Origin of the sequence: Fulverythrobacter fulvus (assembly GCF_037154085.1) — a bacterium.
GTDB lineage: Bacteria > Pseudomonadota > Alphaproteobacteria > Sphingomonadales > Sphingomonadaceae > Andeanibacterium > Andeanibacterium fulvum.
The window spans coordinates 1,144,355-1,163,266 of sequence record NZ_JBANRM010000001.1; the positions used below are offsets into that span (position 1 = coordinate 1,144,355).

Here is an 18,912-nt window from a genome sequence, read left to right on the forward strand (position 1 = left end):
TGTCAGGCGGCCAGCATGTCGGCGGGATCGGTATAAGCAAGAGCAAGAGCATCGGCCACCGGACGACACGTGACCTTCCCCGCACAGATATTGAGCCCCGCCAGCAGATGGGGATCGCGGCGCAGGGCCTCTTTCCACCCCAGCCCGGCCAGCCGCAGGATATGCGGCAGGGTGACGTTGCTCAGCGCGTAGGTCGAAGTCCGCGCCACGGCGCCGGGCATGTTGGCCACGCAATAGTGGACGATGCCATCCACCACATAGGTCGGATCGGCGTGCGTAGTGGGATGGCTCGTCTCGAAGCAACCGCCCTGATCGATGGCGACGTCCACCAGCACTGCGCCGGGCTTCATCGTGTGGAGCATAGCGCGAGTGACGAGCTTGGGCGCCTCTGCCCCCGGGATCAGCACGGCGCCAATCACCAGATCGGCCTCGGCCACGCAGGCGCTGAGGTTCGCCTTGTTGGAAAAGCGCGTCTTCGCCCGCGCCTCGAAATGGATGCCGAGCCGCTCCAGCACTTCGGCGGAGCGGTCGAGAATGGTGACATCGGCGCCCAGCCCTGCGGCCATCTGCGCGGCATTGAAGCCGACCACGCCGCCGCCGATCACCACGACCTTGGCCGGCAGCACGCCCGGCACACCGCCCAGCAGGACGCCACGCCCGCCATGGGCCTTTTCCAGCGCCGTCGCGCCCGCCTGCACTGCCATGCGCCCAGCCACCTGGCTCATCGGCTTGAGAAGCGGCAATCCGCCGGAACTGTCCGTCACCGTCTCATAAGCGATGCAGACCGCGCCGCTGGCCATCAGGTCCGCCGCCTGTTCCGGATCGGGCGCAAGGTGGAGATAGGTGAACAATATCTGCCCTTCGCGCAGCATGGCCCGCTCGCCCGGCTGAGGCTCCTTCACTTTCACGATCAGTTCGGCCCGTGCGAAAACCTCGGCCGCCTCGGCCACGATCTCCGCCCCGGCGCGGACATAGGCCTCGTCCGAAGAGCCGATGCCCAGCCCAGCGCCGCTCTGCACCAGCACCTGATGCCCCGAATGGACCAGTTCTTCCGCCCCTTCGGGCGTAAGGCCCACCCGGAATTCGTTGTTCTTGATCTCGCGAACCGTACCGACGATCATGATCGCACTCCTTTGGCGGGGAATCCCGGCGCCTTCTAATCCACCTGCGCGAGCACTTGGGCCAGCTTGCCGAATATCTCGTCAATGTGGGATTTCTCGAGAATCAGGGGCGGTGAAAGGGCAATGATATCCCCCGTCACGCGGATCAGCAGCCCGCTGTCGAAGGCCCGGTGGAACACTTCCATCGCCCGCCTGCCCGGCGCATCGGGGCGCGGTTCCAGTTCGATCCCGCCGATCAGGCCGATATTGCGGCAATCGATCACGTTGCGCACGCCCTTCAGCGAATGGACCGCATCGGCCCAGTACTCTTCCAGTTCGATTGCCTTTTCGAACAACCCTTCGCGCTCATAGATGCCCAAAGTCGTGATCGCGGCGGCAGAGGCCAGCGGATGGCCTGAATAGGTATAACCGTGGAACAGGTCGATCGTGCCCGGTGCGGCGCTGTTGACGATAGTGTCGTGAACCTCACGCCGTACCGCAACAGCCCCCATCGGGACAGAGGCGTTGGTCAGCCCCTTTGCCATGGTGATGATATCGGGCGTGACGCCGAAGCGTTCGGACGCAGTGGCCTTGCCCACGCGGCCGAAGGCAGTGATGACCTCGTCGAAGATCAGCAGCAGATCGTGCTTGTCGCAGATTTCACGCAGGCGTTTGAGATAGCCGACCGGCGGCACCAGCACGCCGGTGGAGCCTGAGACCGGCTCCACAATCACCGCCGCAATGGTTTCCGCCCCGTGCAGCGCGATCAGCCGTTCCAGATCGTCCGCCAGTTCGGCCCCATGCAGCGGTTGACCGCGGCTGAAGGCGTTACGCGCCGGATCGTGCGTGTGGCGCAGATGGTCCACGCCCGGCAGCAGCGTCGGATAGGGGCGACGATTGCCCACGATCCCGCCAACGGAAATCCCGCCGAACCCCACCCCGTGATAGGCCCGCTCGCGCCCGATGAAGCGATAGCGCCCAGCCTGCCCGCGCGCCTTCTGATAGGCGAGCGCGATCTTGAGCGCGGTATCGACGGATTCGGAACCCGAATTGACGAAGAATATCCGGTCCAGCCCTTCCGGCATGATCAGCGACAGGCGCGATGCCGCTTCGAAGGCCAGCGGATGGCCGAGCTGGAACGTGGGTGCGAAATCCATTTCGCCCGCGGTCTTGCGGATCGCCTCCACGATCTCGGGCCGGGAATGCCCGGCATTCACGCACCACAACCCGCCCGTGGCATCCAGCACCTTGTGCCCAGCCGCCGCCGTGTAATGCATCCCCTCCGCCGCAACGAACATGCGCGGATTGGCCTTGAAGCCGCGATTATCCGTAAAGGGCATCCAGAATGCCGAAAGATCGTTGGGCTCGCTCATGGAGACTCCTGAGTGGGGATTTAGGCCTTGCTGGACAGTAACCGCCTGTGATGACGACCGCTATTCGGTTCGCATCGTTTTCACCTATCGGAAAAGCTGATAGCCATAGCCCCAATAAATCCCATTGGCCTTCAAGGCGAATGACCGACACAATGCAGACTGGGACAATGGCACTTCACTTTTATCCGCCAGAACAGGCCCGGCGGACTGCTTCGGAACTTACGGCCTACCTGCAGGGGGAGGCCCAATAAGAAGGGGGTATGTCATGAAGTTGATCAGACTGCTGGCTTTCGCGGCCGTTCCGCTCGCCATGTTGCCAACGGCAGCCTACGCGCAGGATGAAGAGGAAGAAGCCACAGGCGCATGGGAAGTGGATGCCGGGATCGCCGCTCTTACCGACTATCGCTTTCGCGGCATTTCGCTCTCCGGCAACGATCCTGAAGTGACTGCCGAAGTGACTGTCTCTCACGAATCCGGCTTCTATGCCGGCACCTGGGTTTCCAATGTCGATCTGGATGACGGGGCCGACGATCTGGAAGTGGACCTTCTGGCCGGCTTCGCCACCGATCTGGGCGGCGCGAGCCTCGATATCGGGGCGGTCTATTACCTTTATCCCGGCAATGACGACTTCAACTATATCGAGTTCACCGGCTCCATCGGCACAACCATCGGCCCGGCGGACATCACCGTAGGGATCGCCTATGCCCCCAGCCAGGACGCGCTGGGCAATGTCGACAATACCTATGTCTATATCTCCGGCGAAGTGCCGATCGAGGGCACGCCGCTCTCGCTGCACGGCACTCTCGGTTATGAAGACGGCGGCTTTGCCGACAACAAGAAGGACTGGCTGGTCGGCGCCAGCTTCGACATGGGCGCGGGCTTCACTGCCACGCTCGACTACGTAGACACCGCCCATTCACTCACTTCGCTGGGCGATGCGACTGCGGTATTCTCCATCAGCAAGTCATTCTAGGCATATGGGCGGGGGCCCCGGCTTCCCCGCCCGCAAAGCGAGACACGCATGACCACCGACATTGCCAGCTGGATCAGGGAACGAGGGATAGCCGAGGTCGAGTGCATCGTGCCCGACATGAACGGCATCCAGCGCGGCAAGGTCCTGCCCGCCAACAAGTTCCTCAAGAGCCTGACCGACAAGACCCTGCGCATTCCGGGCAGCGTCTTCATGGTAACGGTGACGGGCGACTATCCCGAGGACATGGACGGGATCATGCCGGGATACGATCCCGATCTGGTCCTGATCCCGGATGCGACCACTATCCGCGAGGCACCGGGCTTCACCACGCCTACCGCCTATGTCATCGCCGACGCCTTCGACGGGGACGATCACCCGATCGAGATCGCCCCGCGCCAGATTCTCAAGCGCGTGCTGGCCCTCTACGAAAAGCGGGGGTGGAAGCCGGTGATCGCGCCGGAACTGGAATTCTATCTCGTTTCCAAGAACCTCGACGCCGATCTGCCACTGGTGCCGCCCGTCGGCCGGTCGGGCCGCGCGGAAACCGCCAGCCAGCCCTTCGGCCTAGAGGCACTCGGCGAGTTCGAGGACATAATCGAGCAGATCTACGATTGGTGCGAAAAGGCCGATCTGAACATCGATACGATGATCCACGAAGCCGGCGCCGCACAGCTGGAAGTGAACTTCATCCACGGCGATCCGCTGGCGCTGGCCGATCAGGCGCTGCTGTTCAAGCGTATCGTCCGGCAGGTGGCGCTGGAACACGGCGTCTACGCCACTTTCCTGGCCAAGCCCATGTCCGACCAGCCGGGCAGCGCGATGCACATCCACCAGTCGATCCTGGACATCGATACGGGCCGTAATGTCTTTTCCACCCAGAACGGTCGCGACAGTGCGCTGTTCCGCAGCCATATCGCGGGGCTGGTAAGGCTGATGCCGCAAGTGCTCCCGCTCTTTGCCCCCAACGTCAATTCCTTCCGCCGGATGCAGCCCGACACGGCCGCGCCGATCAACGTCCATTGGGGCGAGGACAATCGCAGTTGCGGGCTGCGCGTACCAGTTTCAGGCCACAAGGATCGCCGGATCGAGAATCGCCTGCCCGGCGCCGATGCCAATCCCTATCTCGCCATCGCCGCGTCGCTGATCTGCGGCTATATCGGCATGATCGACCGGATGCAGCCGCCCAAGGCCATCACCGGCAGTGCCTATAATCGCGCACGCACCCTGCCCCGCACGCTGGAAGCAGCACTCGATCGCTTCAGCCATTGCCGCCCGGTGAAACAGCTGCTTGGCGAGGATTTCTTCGAACTGTTCTACGCGATCAAGGAAACCGAACTGTTCGCTTACCAGTCGGTAATCAGTTCGTGGGAGCGCGAACATCTGCTGCTGAAGGTGTGAGGTGACGGATCACGCGCCGTCCTATTACGCGGCGACCGCCAATCCCTTTCCCGATCAGCCCACGCTTGCCGGCGAAGTTTCGGCGGATGTGGTGGTGGTCGGTGGCGGCTTCGCCGGGCTTTCGGCAGCGCTCCATGCCGCCGAGGCCGGATTTTCCGTGGTACTGGTGGAAGCCAACCGCATCGGCTGGGGCGCGTCCGGGCGCAATGGCGGGCAGATGATCCCCGGCATGCGCTGGGGCGCGGCCGATCTGGCGGAGAAATTCGGCAACGATCTCGCCCGGCGTCTGGTTGCCGTGGCGAACCGGGCGGGCGACAGGGTCCGCGATCGGATTGCCCTCCACCACATCGCCTGCGCGCCCCGCTCGGGCCATTTCCACGCCGCCGCCAGACCCGGCCATCTTTATGACATGCGCCGCGAACTGGACTGGCTGGAGCGAAATCTGGGCTATGAAGGCGCTCGCATCGTACGCACCGGCGAGGTCGAGGAGTTCGTCGCCAGCCCGATCTATCACGGCGGGCTTTATGACCGGAATGGCGGCCATCTCCACCCGCTGAACTATGCATTGGGGCTGGCCAAGGCAGCGCTGGGTGCCGGTGTGCGGATTTTCGAGAACACGCCTGCCGTCGATGTCGACCATGGCAGCCCGGTGATCGTCACCACGCCTCTGGGCCGGGTTACGGCCAGCCACGGCGTGCTTGCCTGCGATGCCTTTATGGCCTCGGTCGACAAGGGGCTTGGCCGGATGACAATGCCGGTCGCCAATTACAACGTCGCCACTGCGCCGCTGTCGCCCGAACAGGCCAACGCGCTGATCCCGTCAGGTGCGGCCGTGTCCGACAGCAAGTTCGTGCTCAACTATTACCGGCTGAGCGCGGACAACCGCCTGATCTTCGGCGGAGGGGAGAAATATACTCCTACCCCGCCCCGCGATATCGAAGGGTTCGTGCGCCCCTATCTGGAGCAGGTCTTCCCTCAATTGCAGGGCGTCCGGGTCGACTATGCCTGGGGCGGCCTCGTCGGCGTCACATTCAACCGGCTTCCCGATTTCGGGCGGCGAGGTAACTGCTTCTACGCCCATGGCTGGTCCGGCCACGGTGTGCTGCTGACCACGCTGGCCGGCGAATTGATCGCGGATGCGATGCGCGGCAGCGCCGAGCAGTTCGACCTGTTCGCAAACCTGCCCAAGCGCCCCTTCCCCGGCGGCGCGCTGCTGCGCCATCCACTCTACGTGCTCGGCATGTTGTGGTTTGCCTTGAAGGACCGCCTATGATCGCTGACACATCCATCAGGGCGATGATCGCCGCCGAGCGAGACCTGTTCGTGAAGCGCAATCCCCGCTCGGCCGCGCTGGCGATGGAGGCCGCGCGCCACTGGCACCGGGGCGTGCCGTTCCACTGGATGCTCGATTGGGGCACGCCCTTCCCGCTCTTCGTGGACCGCGCGCAGGGCGCAGAATTGTGGGACGTGGACGGCAATCGCTTCGACGATTTCTGCCTGGGCGACACGGGATCGATGTTCGGCCATTCCCCCGCCCCAGTGGCCGAAGCCATCGCCCGGCAGGCGAGCCGCGGGCTGACTTACATGCTCCCTTCGGAAGACGCAGTGGCGGTGGCAGAAGAACTGGCCACCCGCTTCCGCCTGCCCTTCTGGCAGGTCACCGGCAGCGCGAGCGACGCCAACCGCGCAGTGATCCGCTGGTGCCGGGGCATCACCGGCCGCAAGCGCATTCTGGTATTCAACGGCTGCTATCACGGCGCGGTGGACGATGTGTTCGTGGATTTACGCGACGGCGTGCCCGAATTGCGCCGCAGCCTTGTCGGGCAGGTCTATGACGTGCGCGAACATACCGCCGTCATCGAATTCAACGACCTGCCCGCGCTGGAGGCCGAACTGGCGAAGGGCGATATCGCCGCAGTCCTGACCGAGCCGGCCCTCACCAATGTCGGCATGGTATTGCCCGATCCCGGTTACCTGGAAGCCATGCGCGATCTGTGTACCCGCCACGGCACCATGCTGGTGTTTGACGAGACGCACACGATCTCCACCGGCTATGGCGGCCATACCGGCACTTACGGCCCGCTGCCGGACCTGTTCGTGCTGGGCAAGCCAGTGGCAGGCGGCGTGCCCTGCGCGGTGTTCGGCTTCTCCGCCGAAGTGGCAGACCGGATGGAACGGGCCCGCGCCGAAGGGGAGACCGGCCATTCCGGCATCGGCACCACACTTTCAGCCAATGCCCTGGCCCTTGCCGCGATGCGCGCCTGCCTCACTCAGGTGATGACGCCCGCCGCCTATGCCCACATGCTGCCGCTGGCCGCACATCTCGCCCGGCGCCTGCGCGAAGTAATCGCGGGGCGCGGGCTTGACTGGCATGTCGCCCATATCGGTTCTCGCGGCGAGTTCATCTGCGCGCCCGAGGCGCCCCGCAACGGCACTCAGGCCCGCGCCGCTATGCAGGGGCCGCTGGAACATGCGCTGCACCTGTTCCTCGTCAATCGCGGCGTGCTTATCGCCCCGTTCCACAATATGACGCTGGTCAGCCCCTCTACGACCGAAACCCAGGTCGAGCGGCTGGCAGGCGTGCTCGACGATTGCCTCAAGACACTGATCGGATGACCCGGATGACCAAGCCGCCTTACAGTTCGAACAAGATCGCCTCCGCTGCGGAGGCCTATGATTTCTTCAAGGCCAACCCGGACATCGACGCGGTGGACATCATCTTCACCAATATGTGCGGCGTGCCGCGCGGCAAGCGGCTGCGCCAGCATGAGGTGATAGCGGTGTATGAATCCGGCCGCTTTCTCCCCGGATCGGTGCTGGTGGTGGACATTACCGGGCGCGATACGGAAGAGACCGGGCTGGTCTGGGAAGATGGCGACGCGGATCGCTATGTGAAGCCCGTGCCCGGCACTCTGGTACGTGCTCCCTGGCTGGGTGACAGGGCCGCACAGTTCCTCACCAGCTTCTACGAGTTGGACGGCACGCCCAACGATCTCGACCCGCGCCATGTGCTCGGCCGCGTGATCGACCGGCTGGAGGCGGACGGCCTCACTCCGGTGGTTGCAGTGGAGCTGGAATTCTATCTGGTCGACGTGAAGGGCAGCAAGATCGAGCCTGCCGCCGGGCAGCTGACCGGCCACCGCAGCGATGACATTCAGGTCTATGGCCTGCGTGAATTGCAGGAATTCAAGCCCTTCTTCGACGATCTTTATTCCGCCTGCGATGTTCAGGGCCTGCCGCTGGAATCCGCCATCTCCGAATTTGCACCCGGCCAGTTCGAACTGACCCTGCGCCACAAGGCCGATGCGCTGCGCGCCACGGACGAGGCGGCGATGTACAAGCGGCTGGTGAAGGCCATCGCCATGAAGCACGGCTTCGAGGCGACCTTCATGGCCAAGCCCTTTGCCGATCAGGCAGGCAACGGCATGCATCTGCACATCTCCATGGCGGACGAGAAGGGCAACAATGCCTTCGCCAGCGAAGACCCGGAAGGCTCGCCCCTGCTGCGTCACGCGATTGGCGGCATGAAGGCACTGCTGGCGGATTCCATGGCGATCTTCGCTCCCAATGCGAACAGCTTCCGCCGGTTCAAGGCCAATTCCTATGCCCCGGTCGCGCCGACCTGGGGCGTGAACAACCGCACGGTCAGCCTGCGCGTCCCCGCCGGCCCGCCCTCCTCGCGCCACGTCGAGCACCGCGTGTGCGGGGCGGATGCCCATCCCACGCTGGCAACGGCGGCAGTGCTGGCCGCCATGCATCATGGCATCAGCAACCAGATCGATCCCGGCCCGGCTGTTGTGGGCAATGGCTATGCCGAGGCAGCCTCCGCAACCCGCCTGCCCAATCACTGGGCGGCAGCTATCGAGGCCTTCGAGAATTCGGACCTATTGAAGGACTATCTGGGCGAGCGCTTCGTGAAGAACTACGCCATCGTCAAGCAGGTGGAGATGGCCAACTTCATGGGGCAGGTGACTGAACTGGATTACGCCTGGTATCTGCGTAACGCGTAAGCCGTTCGCAAACGCCAAGCCAACACCCGGTTAACTTGAAAACGAAAAACACGCCTGTTTCGTCATTGCGAGCGCAGCGAAGCAATCCAGAGCGTAACCCGTTGGGCCCTGGATTGCGTCGAGGCTTCGCCCCTCGCAATGACGAAGAGTATATTTGACTGCACCAATGCTTACTGCCGCCGGTGGTTCTGCGCCGTTTCCATGAACATGTTCGCCGCATCGCTATGGCGCGTCAGGCGGCGCCAGCCGATACCGATATCCACCGTGGGCAGGCTTTCGCGCGTTCGCTTTGACAAGATGCGGTCGCCTTCAAGGCTCCACGGGCGATAGACGAGATCGGGCATCAGGGTGATCCCTGCCCCGGTGCCGACAAGGCTGCGCACCCCCTCCATCGAGGACGTGCGGAAAGCCACGCGCGGTGGATGATCGAATTTCGACCATATCCCTTCCACCAGCCCCTCCAACTCGTCGAGCGAGAGCATCACGACCGGATCGTTCTCCAACTGGGCGAGCGAAAGCCCGTCCACATTGGCCAGCGGATGCGACGGAGCCAGCCACGCGCGACATTCGCTGCGCAGCAGCACCTCGTGATCGATCGCACTGCGCTGCTCCAGATTGGAGACGATCAGCAGAGCCAGGTCCAACTCGCCATTGACCAGCATGTGCTCGATATAAGCGCGCTTGTCCTCCACCAGCGAAACCTGGATGCGGGGAAACAGACGCTGGAAGCGGGAGAGGAGATCGGACAGGAAATAGCCGGTCACCAGCGGGGTGACGCCGATGCGGATATGCCCTTCGGTATGATCCTCGCCCTTGCCTACCCCGCCGGCCAGATTCGAGATCGCATCCACGATCGAGCGCGCGTGGCGCAGGAACTGGCTGCCTTCGCGCGTCAGCGTCACGCCCTTGGCATGGCGATGGAACAGGGTGACGCCCGTTTCGAGTTCCAGCGTGCGGATCGCGTCGGTCACTGCCGATTGCGAAATACCCACCGCACTCGATCCGCCGGATACCGAACGCGCCTCTGCCACGGCGATAAAGTAGCGAATCTGGCGGAAGGTGATGTTCATCTGTCTTTCCGATAGCTCTCGCTTTGCATAATCGACTGGCGCAACGGGCGATAGAGAGGTTTCATATTTTCGCTCGGGCTGAATTGTGCACTTGCAGCATTTCCAGCGTGAGGTAGCATCCCGTCCATGGGGAACAGCACCGGGTTGCAACCGGGCACGAATAAGGGGTCAGTCCACATGAGCGACTTCGAGATTCCAGCACGCAAAATCGCACAGCACAGGGGAATGGGCCGCCGCTCGCTGCTCCAGGCCTTGGGTGTTGCGGCGGTCGGCATCAGCTTTGGCGGGCTTGCCGCCTGCAGCAAGTCTGGCGGCGACAAGGTGGCAGCCACCGGCGAGGAAGCCACGCTCAACTTCTACAACTGGGACACCTATATCGGCGAAACCACGCTGGACGATTTCAAGGATGCCAGCGGCATCTCCGTGAATATGAGCCTGTTCGCGACCAATGACGAGTTGTTCGCCAAGCTGCGCGCGGGCAATCCCGGCTTCGACGTGATCGTGCCCTCGAACGACTTCGTCGAGCGCATGATTGAGTCCGACCTGATCGTGCCGCTGGATCACGCGCTGATCCCCAACATGAAGAACGTCGACCCGACCTTCATCGACGTCGCCTACGATCCGGGCCGCAAATATTCGATGCCCTACACCTGGCTGACGCTCGGGATCGGCTATCGCAAGTCCAAGGTGAAGGGCGTTCCCGACAGCTGGAAATATCTGTTCGATTCGCCGGAATACGCGGGCCGCATCGCCCTGCTTTCCGAAGCCGGCGACGTGATCCGCCTCGGCGCGAAATATCTCGGCCATTCCGTCAATGCGCTTACGCCCGAGATCATCAAGCAGGTCGAGGCGATGATGATCAAGCAGAAGCCCAACATCAAGACGTTCCACGAGGATAACGGGCAGGACCTGCTGCTGTCCGGCGAAGTGGATGTGGTGATGGAATATAATGGCGACATCGCCCAGATCATGGTCGAGGACGACGATATCGATTTCGTGCTCCCCAAGGAGGGCAGCCAGCTCAATTCGGACACGCTGTGCATCCCCAAAGGCGCGCCGCATCCGAAGAATGCCCATGCCTTCATCAACAACCTGCTCGATGCGGAAGTGGGCAAGAAGATCACCGAAACGATCCTCTACCCCACCCCCAATGCGGCAGCGAAGGCGCTGATGCCGGATTCCTACAAGAACAATCCGGTGATCTTCCCGCCGGCGGACCTGCTCGCGAAGTGCGAATACGCTTCCTACAACGAGAAGCTCCAGCCACTTTACGAAGAGGCTTTCACCCGCATCCGGGCGGCCTGAGAAACCAGACGATCAGCCAGCAACCGGGGGGCCGCGAATGGAGAGCTGGAAGAACCACAGGGCACTGTTCGCAGCGATTGCGACAGCGCCTCTTACATGGCTCATCCTGTTCTTTCTCGCCCCCCTTGGCATAGTCTGGCTCTACAGTTTCGGCACCAATCAGGGCCTGACCGAGATCGATATCTCGGGCACTTTCTCCAACTATGCGCGGGCGCTGGAACCGCTGTACCTGGGCATCCTGTGGAAGTCCGTGCTGGTGGCGGCGGCCACCACCGTGATCTGCCTGATCGTGGGCTTCCCGGTGGCTCTGGCCATCGTCTTTGCAAGCGACAAGTGGAAGCCGTGGCTGCTGCTGGGCATCATGCTGCCCTTCTGGACCAATCTGCTGATCCGTACTTACGCGCTGATGGCTGTGCTGCGGACCGAAGGCTACGCCAACCAGACCATAGGCTGGCTGCATGACAAATTCGGCTGGCTGATGACGCTGGTGGGCCTTCCGCCGCCCGGCGCCTATGAGCCGATGCACCTGCTCTACAATAATTTCGCGGTGATCTTCGGGCTGGTCTACGTCCACCTGCCCTTCATGGTCCTGCCGCTCTATGCCGCGCTGGACAAGCTCGACAAATCGCTGATCGAGGCCAGCCTCGATCTGGGTGCCGGGCATTTGCGCACCCTGCTGATGATCGTGGCCCCGCTGGCCGCGCCGGGCATTATCTCGGGCATCATCATCACCTTCGTGCCGGCGCTGGGCGCCTATCTTACTCCGGATCTGCTGGGCGGGCCGGACAGCCAGATGATCGCCAATGTGATCGAACGCCAGTTCAAGCGCGCGAACGACTGGCCCTTCGGCGCCGCCCTGTCCTTCATCCTGATGTATGCCACTTTCATCGCCATTGCCTTCCAGGCGATGAAAGCGCGCCAGGCGGAGGCACGGCAATGATCGGGCTCGGCAAGCGCACCCCGATCGCACCGCTGGAATATACGCGCCGCCTGTGGATGCGGGCGTGGGTCGCTCTGGTGCTGTTCTTCCTCTACGCGCCGCTGATCACGCTGGTCGCCTTCAGTTTCAACGACAGCCGCCGCAACATCGTGTGGCGCGGCTTCACGTTCAAATATTACGAGAAGGCCATCAATAACGACAGCCTGATGGAAGCCTTGGTGAACTCCATCACCATTGCCGCCCTCGCCACCGTGGTCAGCGTGGTGCTCGGCGCGCTGGCGGCGGTGATGCTGTGGCGTTTCCGCTTCCCGATGAAGGCTGCGGCCGAAGGCGCGATGGCCCTGCCCATCGTGGTGCCGGAAATCTGCATGGGCGTGGCGATGCTGGTGTTCTTCGCCAAGATCGGCTTTCCGAGCGACCTGGTCTGGCCGTTCAATCTGGGCGCGATCACCATCGCGCATATCACGTTCTGCTTCCCCTTCGTGACGATGGTAGTCCGATCCCGGCTGACCAGCTTCAATCGTGAGGAAGAGGAAGCGGCCAAGGATCTGGGCGCCAATGAATGGCAGGCCTTCCGCGACGTGTTGCTGCCCCACATGAAGCCGGGGCTGGTGGCAGGCGCATTGCTGGCATTCACGCTCAGCCTCGACGATTTTGTCATCACCTTCTTTACGTCCGGCCCGAATACCGTGACCTTCCCGGTCAAGGTCTATTCCATGGTCCGTTTCTCGGTGACGCCGGAGGTCAATGCCGCCTCTGCCATGGTCATCGCCCTCACTGTCATTCTCACTACGATCACGCTCAAGATGCAGAGCCGCATGGGCACGATCGCGCAAGGTCACTGATCGCATGGAATACAAGCAACCGATCATCCAGATCCGCAATGTGTCCAAACGCTTCGGGCAGGTCACTGCGGTCGACAATGTCTCGCTCAACATCATGCCGGGCGAATTCTTCGTGCTACTGGGCCCATCGGGCTGTGGGAAGACGACCCTGCTGCGCATGATCGCGGGCTTCGAGATGCCCACCGAAGGCCAGATTCTGATCGACGGGCAGGATATGGCCAAGGTGCCGCCCAACAAGCGGCCAGTGAACATGGTGTTCCAGTCCTACGCCGTGTTCCCGCATATGAGCGTGGCGGACAATGTCGGCTATGGCCTGAAGATCGCGGGGGTCGGCAAGGCAGAACGGGACAGCCGCGTGGCGGAGGCGCTGGAACTGGTGAAGCTCGACGGCTTCGGCGCTCGCAAGCCCAACCAGCTTTCCGGTGGCCAGCGCCAGCGCGTGGCCCTTGCCCGCTCTCTGGTGATGCGGCCCAAGGTGCTGCTTCTGGACGAACCGCTTTCCGCGCTCGATGCGAAACTACGCGCCCAGATGCAGTTCGAACTGGCCGATCTGCAGGATCAGGTAGGCATCACTTTCATCACCGTGACCCACGATCAGGACGAGGCGCTCTCCATGGCCGGGCGCATTGCCGTGATGAACAAGGGCGATGTGGCGCAGCTTGCCACTCCCGCCGATCTCTACGAGTTTCCCGCCAACCGCTTCGTCGCGGATTTCGTCGGCTCGGTGAACCTGTTCGAAGGCAAGCTGACGCTGGATGAGCCGCACCGGGCGGCAGTCGATTGCCCGGGTCTGGGCAAGGTCTATCTCAATCACGGGGTCACCGGCCCGCACGGCGCCGACGTCTGGGTCGCGATCCGGCCCGAGAAGATCTATCTGCACGTTCCCGGCAAGGGCAAGGCCATCCGGGGCGCGGCGCAGGATGCGCCCGACGATCACAATTTCGCGCGCGGGCAGATCAAGGGGATGAGCTATCTGGGCGACATCACCCTCTACGAAATCCGCCTCGATTCAGGCGCCATGCTGCGCGTATCGCGCCCCAATCTTTCGCGGCACGATCAGGAGGTGTTCTCCTGGGACGATCGGGTATCGATGCACTGGCGCGCGGACAGCCCTGTCGTCCTGCTGTCCTGACCATTCCCCCGGCCTATCGGTAAATTCGATGACCTGCGCTTTTCTTTTCGTATTTCCTCCTGCGCGGAGCGAAGCCTAACTTCGACCGGCATCAGCAAGGCAGGAATCCCATGGTAGACCAGTACAGCCAGTTCATCGCCGGCCAGCCGATGAACGGGGACGAAGCGCCCGAAAAAGTGTTCAATCCGGCCACTGGAGGGGAAATCGCCAGCCTCGCCAGCGCCAGCCGCGCGCAGGTGGAAAGTGCCGTTGCATCTGCCGAGAAGGCCTTTACCGTCTGGTCGCGCATGACGCCGGCGGAGCGTTCGCGCCGGATGCTGAAGATTGCCGACCGGATCGAGGAACTCGCCGACGAATTCGCCCGGATCGAGATGATCAATTGCGGCAAGCCCATCGGCACTGCCCGCGCAGTCGATGTCGGCAACACGGTGGACGTGTTCCGCTTCTTCGCCGGGGCCGCCCGTACCGTGCCCGGCGTGCCTGCGGGCGAATACCGCCCCGGCCATACGTCCATGCTCCGCCGAGACCCGCTGGGCCTGTGCGTGGGCATTGCGCCTTGGAACTATCCGCTGATGATGGCCAGCTGGAAGATCGCCCCGGTGATCGCCGCCGGCAATTCCGTGGTTCTCAAGCCTTCGGAACACACTCCGCTCAGCGCGCTGAAGCTGGCGGAGGTCTGCGCGGAATTCCTGCCCGAGGGCGTGGTGAACGTGATCACCGGCAATGGCTCCAGTGTCGGCGCCCAGCTGGTCGCCCATCCGCGAGTGCGCATGGTCTCGCTGACGGGCGATGTTGCCACCGGACGCAAGATTCTGGAGGCAGTGGCCCCCACCATCAAGCGCACCCATTTCGAACTGGGCGGCAAGGCCCCGGTGATCGTGCTGGAGGATGCGGACATTCCCGCCGCCGTCAGCGCCATTGCCGAGGGTGGATATTACAATGCGGGGCAGGACTGCACCGCCGCCTGCCGCGTCTACGCCCACGCCAGCGTGCATGACCGGCTGGTGGCCGAACTGCAGGCCGCAATCGAGGCTATCCCGATGGGCGATCCGGCCGAGGCGGGAACCCAGCTCGGCCCGCTCATCACCGCCCGCCAGCGCGACCGTGTGGACGGCTTCGTCGCCCGTGCCGCCGCAGATACACCCGCCGAGATCGTGACCGGGGGCTTTGCCCCGGAAGGGCCAGGCTTCTTCTACGCCCCCACCCTGATCGCAGGCGCGCGCCATACGGACGAGATCGTGCAGAAGGAGGTCTTCGGCCCCGTTGTCTCCGTCACCCGCTTTACCGACGATGCCCAGGCGCTCGAATGGGCGAATGATTGCGAATATGGCCTCGCCTCCTCGGTCTGGACCACCAATGTCGGCAAGGCCGCGCAATTCGCCGCGCAGCTCCAATATGGGGTGACGTGGATCAACACCCATTCGGTCAACGCGACGGAAATGCCTCATGGCGGGGTGAAGAGTTCCGGCTATGGCTCGGACCTGTCGATCTATTGCCTCGAACATTACATGACGACGCGCCATGTGATGATTAAGCACTGACCCCATGTCGCGCCCCGTACTCGGAGTCATCGCCTGCCAGCGCAGGGTCGGTATCGAACCGGCCCAGACCGTTATCGAACGCTATATCCGCGCGGCCATGGAATATGCCGATGTGGCGGCGCTGATCATTCCCTCCCTGCCCGATCTGATGACGGCAGGCGAAGTCGCCTCAAGGCTCGATGGAGTGCTGCTCACGGGCAGCCCCTCCAATATCGAAGGCTTTCGTTATGAGGACGAAGGCGGCGAAGGCCCCTTCGATCCGGGCAGGGACGAGATCGCCCTCTCCATGGTCGGCCGCATGACCGATCTGGGCAGGCCGGTTTTCGGCATCTGCCGGGGCTTTCAGGAAATCAATGTCGCCTTGGGCGGCACGCTAAGGCGCGATGTATCCGCCGATGGCGCCCCGCTGCATCACCACGCGCCTGACGATGTGCCGTTCAACGCCATGTTCGACCATATGCACCCGGTCCACCTTGCCGAAGGCGGCATGCTGGCACAGGCGTTCGGCAAACAGGACCTCACCGTCAACTCGGTCCATTTCCAGGGCGTGGGCAGGCTGGCGGATGGCTTGAACGTGGAAGCCACCGCGCCCGACGGGCTCGTCGAAGCCTATTCCACCCGGATTGGCAGCGCCCCCGTGCTTGCGGTACAATGGCACCCCGAGTGGCACCCGGAAGGCAATGCCGACAGCCAGGCCTTCTTCCGCCTGCTCGGACAGATGTTGCGAGGGGAATGATGCCCATCACGCGCACCAATCGGTTTCTCGCCCGGATCGGGTTCTCACCCTGAAGGCGTGTTACACATCCGTGTAACACGCACGGCCTGCACCCCTTCCTTCCGAGAGAGAACCGACATGCCTCGCAATTACGACATCGCCGAACTGAAGCGCCTCGACGTGGCGCACCATTTGCCTGCCCAACAGGATTACAAGCTGATCGAGGATATGGGCGGCAGCCGCATCGTGACCCATGCGGAAGGCTGTTACATCCACGATGGCGACGGCAACCGCATTCTGGACGGCATGGCCGGCCTTTGGTGTGTCAATGTCGGCTATGGGCGCGAGGAACTGGTGGAAGTGGCCGCCGAGCAGATGCGCGAACTGCCCTTCTACAACACCTTCTTCAAGACCGCCGCCCCTGCCACGGTGTTGCTGGCCCACCGCATTGCCGGGCTAACTGGCGGCAAGCTGCAGCACGTGTTCTTCAACAGTTCCGGCTCCGAAGCGAATGACACCGTCTTCCGCATGGTGCGCCACTACTGGAAGCTGAAAGGGGAGCCCAAGCGCCAGATATTCATCAGCCGCTGGAACGCCTATCACGGCTCTACCGTGGCGGGGGTGAGCCTTGGCGGCATGAAGTTCATGCATGAACAGGGCGACCTGCCCATTCCAGGCGTTGAGCATGTCCGCCAGCCCTACTGGTTCGGTGAAGGCTTCGGCATGGACAAGCGCGAGTTCGGCAAGCTCTGCGCCGCCGCCATCGAGGAACGCATCCTTGAAGTCGGCCCGGAAAACGTCGCCGCCTTCATCGGCGAGCCGGTACAGGGCGCGGGCGGGGTGGTGATCCCGCCCGAAGGCTATTGGCAGGAAGTGGAAGCGATCTGCCGCAAATACGGCATCCTACTGGTGGCGGATGAAGTGATCTGCGGCTTTGGCCGTACCGGCGAATGGTTCGGCCATCAGACCTTGGGTTTCACGCCCGATCTGGTGCCGATGGCCAAGGGGCTATCGTCGGGTTACCTGCCCATCAGCGCCACCGCCGTGTCCAGCGACATCGTGGAGGTGCTGAAGACCGGCGGCGATTTCGTCCACGGCTTCACCTATTCCGGCCATCCAGTGTCTGCCGCGGTCGCCCTGCGCAATATCGACATCATCGAGCGCGAAGGGCTGGTTGCCCGCACGCGCGAGGATACCGGGCCCTATCTGGCCGAGGCACTAGCCCGGCTCGAGGATCACCCGCTGGTGGGCGAGGCCCGCTCCATCGGCCTGCTGGGTGCGGTCGAGATCGTCAGCAAGAAGGGCACTAACGAGCGTTTCGGCGGCAAGGAAGGTACTGCCGGGCCCATCGTGCGCGATCACTGCATCGCCAATGGCCTGATGGTGCGTGGCATCCGCGACACTATCGTCATGTGCCCACCGCTGACCATCTCACGCCAGCAGATCGACGATCTGGTGGAGATCATCCGCAAGTCGCTCGATCAGGCAATGCCTGAACTGCGCGCCATCGGCTGATCGCAGGAAGCACCGGTCGCGCCGGACAAGATCTGCTCCGCAAGGCGGCGGCCGGAAAGCCAGGCCGCCTCCACGCGGGGGCCGATCAGCCAGTCTCCGCAAACGCCGAGGCGGGAGGTGCTATCCCAGAGCGCCCCACGCCCGGCGCTGCCGGACAAGGCAAAACGCCAGCGATGGCCGACGACTGCGACAGGCTGTTGCGAGGTTCCCGATGCGGCGAGAAAAGCGCGGGACAATGCCGCTGCCGCCCAATCCGGATCGCGTTCAAGGTGTTCGCGCGACCATTCGGGCGTTGCGTGAATGGTCCATGCCTCTGCCCCCGAACGTCCCGGCTTGGAATTGTTGCGCGCAGCCCAGGCAACGATGCCGCTGTTCGTCACGACGGGTGGGCCTTCCAACGGTAGGGCAAAGGTCAGCATGGCAGCCCAACAGGGCGTTGAAGGAGCGGAAACCGCCACGCGCGCCATATCGAGGCAATAGAGGCCCAGCAGCGGGGCAGCCTGTTCGGCGGGCAACGCAATCACGAGCGCATCGAACGGGCCGGCCCGTCCTTGCTCGAAGGCAAGATGCCAGCCATCCGAACTGCGCGCGATCCCGCGCACATGCACGCCCGCGCTCACGTCGAGCGGATGGGCAATATGCTTTGGAATGGCATTCATTGCCGGCACGCCCACCCAGGCGTCATCGCGTGCCTCGCTCCAGCGGCTGACCACGCCAGCGGCCTCCCACTGGCCAATCTGCCTGATGAACTCAGGATCGCGGGCCACCAGAAATTGGGCGCCGTGATCGAAAGTGACATTGCCGCAATCTGTTTCCATCCGGCGGGACGACATTCGCCCACCCGGTGCACGCCCCTTGTCGAACAGGCTTACGCAATGGCCGTGCCGCGAAAGCATTTCTGCGCAGGACAGCCCTGCAATTCCAGCCCCGATGATCCCCACCCTCATCCGAGCACACCTTCGCGTTCAGACGGGCGGTTGGACTGGGGGCGTGAA

The 18,912-nt window shown here is 63.2% G+C and carries 16 protein-coding genes; 12 read left to right on the plus strand and 4 right to left on the minus strand.

Going from position 1 to position 18,912, the window contains the following annotated elements; translation table 11 throughout:
• Positions 1-2 precede the first annotated feature (2 nt).
• Positions 3-1,121, minus strand: a complete 1,119-nt coding sequence (gene ald, locus WFP36_RS05525; protein WP_336978577.1) for an alanine dehydrogenase — start codon at positions 1,119-1,121, stop codon at positions 3-5.
• 35 nt (positions 1,122-1,156) lie between these two features.
• Positions 1,157-2,473, minus strand: a complete 1,317-nt coding sequence (aptA, locus tag WFP36_RS05530; protein WP_336978579.1) for an omega-aminotransferase AptA — start codon at positions 2,471-2,473, stop codon at positions 1,157-1,159.
• 265 nt (positions 2,474-2,738) lie between these two features.
• Here aptA and WFP36_RS05535 point away from each other — a divergent pair, with 265 nt between their 5' ends.
• From WFP36_RS05535 to WFP36_RS05555, 5 genes are read left to right on the plus strand one after another with little or no spacing between them, the layout of a single operon-like run.
• Positions 2,739-3,446: a TorF family putative porin gene (locus WFP36_RS05535; RefSeq protein ID WP_336978581.1), complete on the plus strand. Its 708-nt coding sequence runs from the start codon at positions 2,739-2,741 to the stop codon at positions 3,444-3,446.
• Positions 3,447-3,494: 48 nt separating this feature from the next.
• Complete coding sequence (locus WFP36_RS05540; RefSeq protein ID WP_336978583.1) at positions 3,495-4,844, plus strand: glutamine synthetase family protein; 1,350 nt, start codon at positions 3,495-3,497, stop codon at positions 4,842-4,844.
• 1 nt (position 4,845) lies between these two features.
• Positions 4,846-6,117 (plus strand): NAD(P)/FAD-dependent oxidoreductase, encoded by a 1,272-nt coding sequence (locus WFP36_RS05545; RefSeq protein WP_336978584.1) that lies wholly within the window; start codon positions 4,846-4,848, stop codon positions 6,115-6,117.
• Positions 6,114-7,460, plus strand: coding sequence for an aspartate aminotransferase family protein (locus tag WFP36_RS05550; RefSeq protein ID WP_336978586.1), 1,347 nt, complete (start codon positions 6,114-6,116; stop codon positions 7,458-7,460). Before WFP36_RS05545 ends, WFP36_RS05550 begins: the two co-directional genes overlap by 4 nt.
• A 5-nt stretch (positions 7,461-7,465) precedes the next feature.
• The gene (locus WFP36_RS05555) at positions 7,466-8,854 is read left to right on the plus strand and encodes a glutamine synthetase family protein (protein ID WP_336978587.1); all 1,389 of its coding nucleotides are present in this window, start codon (positions 7,466-7,468) and stop codon (positions 8,852-8,854) included.
• 170 nt (positions 8,855-9,024) lie between these two features.
• Here WFP36_RS05555 and WFP36_RS05560 read toward each other — a convergent pair whose 3' ends face one another.
• Positions 9,025-9,924: a LysR family transcriptional regulator gene (locus WFP36_RS05560; protein WP_336978588.1), complete on the minus strand. Its 900-nt coding sequence runs from the start codon at positions 9,922-9,924 to the stop codon at positions 9,025-9,027.
• A 177-nt stretch (positions 9,925-10,101) separates the two neighbouring features.
• Here WFP36_RS05560 and WFP36_RS05565 point away from each other — a divergent pair, with 177 nt between their 5' ends.
• From WFP36_RS05565 to WFP36_RS05595, 7 genes are all read left to right on the plus strand, one after another.
• On the plus strand, positions 10,102-11,229 hold the full coding sequence (locus WFP36_RS05565; RefSeq protein ID WP_336978589.1) for an ABC transporter substrate-binding protein: 1,128 nt from the start codon (positions 10,102-10,104) through the stop codon (positions 11,227-11,229).
• 37 nt (positions 11,230-11,266) lie between these two features.
• The gene (locus tag WFP36_RS05570) at positions 11,267-12,169 is read left to right on the plus strand and encodes an ABC transporter permease (RefSeq protein WP_336978591.1); all 903 of its coding nucleotides are present in this window, start codon (positions 11,267-11,269) and stop codon (positions 12,167-12,169) included.
• Positions 12,166-13,014: an ABC transporter permease gene (locus tag WFP36_RS05575; protein WP_336978593.1), complete on the plus strand. Its 849-nt coding sequence runs from the start codon at positions 12,166-12,168 to the stop codon at positions 13,012-13,014. Before WFP36_RS05570 ends, WFP36_RS05575 begins: the two co-directional genes overlap by 4 nt.
• A gap of 4 nt (positions 13,015-13,018) precedes the next feature.
• Complete coding sequence (locus tag WFP36_RS05580) at positions 13,019-14,146, plus strand: ABC transporter ATP-binding protein (RefSeq protein WP_336978595.1); 1,128 nt, start codon at positions 13,019-13,021, stop codon at positions 14,144-14,146.
• 110 nt (positions 14,147-14,256) lie between these two features.
• A complete protein-coding gene (locus WFP36_RS05585; RefSeq protein WP_336978597.1) occupies positions 14,257-15,687 on the plus strand; it encodes a gamma-aminobutyraldehyde dehydrogenase in 1,431 nt (476 codons plus the stop codon).
• A gap of 4 nt (positions 15,688-15,691) precedes the next feature.
• Complete coding sequence (locus WFP36_RS05590) at positions 15,692-16,423, plus strand: gamma-glutamyl-gamma-aminobutyrate hydrolase family protein (RefSeq protein WP_336978599.1); 732 nt, start codon at positions 15,692-15,694, stop codon at positions 16,421-16,423.
• A 117-nt stretch (positions 16,424-16,540) separates the two neighbouring features.
• Complete coding sequence (locus tag WFP36_RS05595; RefSeq protein ID WP_336978601.1) at positions 16,541-17,917, plus strand: aspartate aminotransferase family protein; 1,377 nt, start codon at positions 16,541-16,543, stop codon at positions 17,915-17,917.
• Here the strand turns inward: WFP36_RS05595 and WFP36_RS05600 are convergent.
• Complete coding sequence (locus tag WFP36_RS05600; protein ID WP_336978602.1) at positions 17,884-18,864, minus strand: NAD(P)/FAD-dependent oxidoreductase; 981 nt, start codon at positions 18,862-18,864, stop codon at positions 17,884-17,886. The genes WFP36_RS05595 and WFP36_RS05600 overlap by 34 nt on opposite strands.
• Between the last annotated feature and the right edge of the window lie 48 nt (positions 18,865-18,912).

What these genes read in the sequence shown, in the direction of transcription:
- WFP36_RS05600 (WP_336978602.1), bottom strand. Translation starts at nt 18,864, where the DNA reads ATGAGGGTGGGGATCATCGGGGCTGGAATTGCAGGGCTGTCCTGCGCA.
- WFP36_RS05540 (WP_336978583.1), top strand. Translation starts at nt 3,495, where the DNA reads ATGACCACCGACATTGCCAGCTGGATCAGGGAACGAGGGATAGCCGAG.
- WFP36_RS05570 (WP_336978591.1), top strand. Translation starts at nt 11,267, where the DNA reads ATGGAGAGCTGGAAGAACCACAGGGCACTGTTCGCAGCGATTGCGACA.
- WFP36_RS05560 (WP_336978588.1), bottom strand. Translation starts at nt 9,924, where the DNA reads ATGAACATCACCTTCCGCCAGATTCGCTACTTTATCGCCGTGGCAGAG.
- WFP36_RS05550 (WP_336978586.1), top strand. Translation starts at nt 6,114, where the DNA reads ATGATCGCTGACACATCCATCAGGGCGATGATCGCCGCCGAGCGAGAC.
- WFP36_RS05535 (WP_336978581.1), top strand. Translation starts at nt 2,739, where the DNA reads ATGAAGTTGATCAGACTGCTGGCTTTCGCGGCCGTTCCGCTCGCCATG.
- WFP36_RS05580 (WP_336978595.1), top strand. Translation starts at nt 13,019, where the DNA reads ATGGAATACAAGCAACCGATCATCCAGATCCGCAATGTGTCCAAACGC.
- WFP36_RS05555 (WP_336978587.1), top strand. Translation starts at nt 7,466, where the DNA reads ATGACCAAGCCGCCTTACAGTTCGAACAAGATCGCCTCCGCTGCGGAG.
- WFP36_RS05585 (WP_336978597.1), top strand. Translation starts at nt 14,257, where the DNA reads ATGGTAGACCAGTACAGCCAGTTCATCGCCGGCCAGCCGATGAACGGG.
- WFP36_RS05565 (WP_336978589.1), top strand. Translation starts at nt 10,102, where the DNA reads ATGAGCGACTTCGAGATTCCAGCACGCAAAATCGCACAGCACAGGGGA.
- ald (WP_336978577.1), bottom strand. Translation starts at nt 1,121, where the DNA reads ATGATCGTCGGTACGGTTCGCGAGATCAAGAACAACGAATTCCGGGTG.
- WFP36_RS05575 (WP_336978593.1), top strand. Translation starts at nt 12,166, where the DNA reads ATGATCGGGCTCGGCAAGCGCACCCCGATCGCACCGCTGGAATATACG.
- WFP36_RS05595 (WP_336978601.1), top strand. Translation starts at nt 16,541, where the DNA reads ATGCCTCGCAATTACGACATCGCCGAACTGAAGCGCCTCGACGTGGCG.
- WFP36_RS05590 (WP_336978599.1), top strand. Translation starts at nt 15,692, where the DNA reads ATGTCGCGCCCCGTACTCGGAGTCATCGCCTGCCAGCGCAGGGTCGGT.
- aptA (WP_336978579.1), bottom strand. Translation starts at nt 2,473, where the DNA reads ATGAGCGAGCCCAACGATCTTTCGGCATTCTGGATGCCCTTTACGGAT.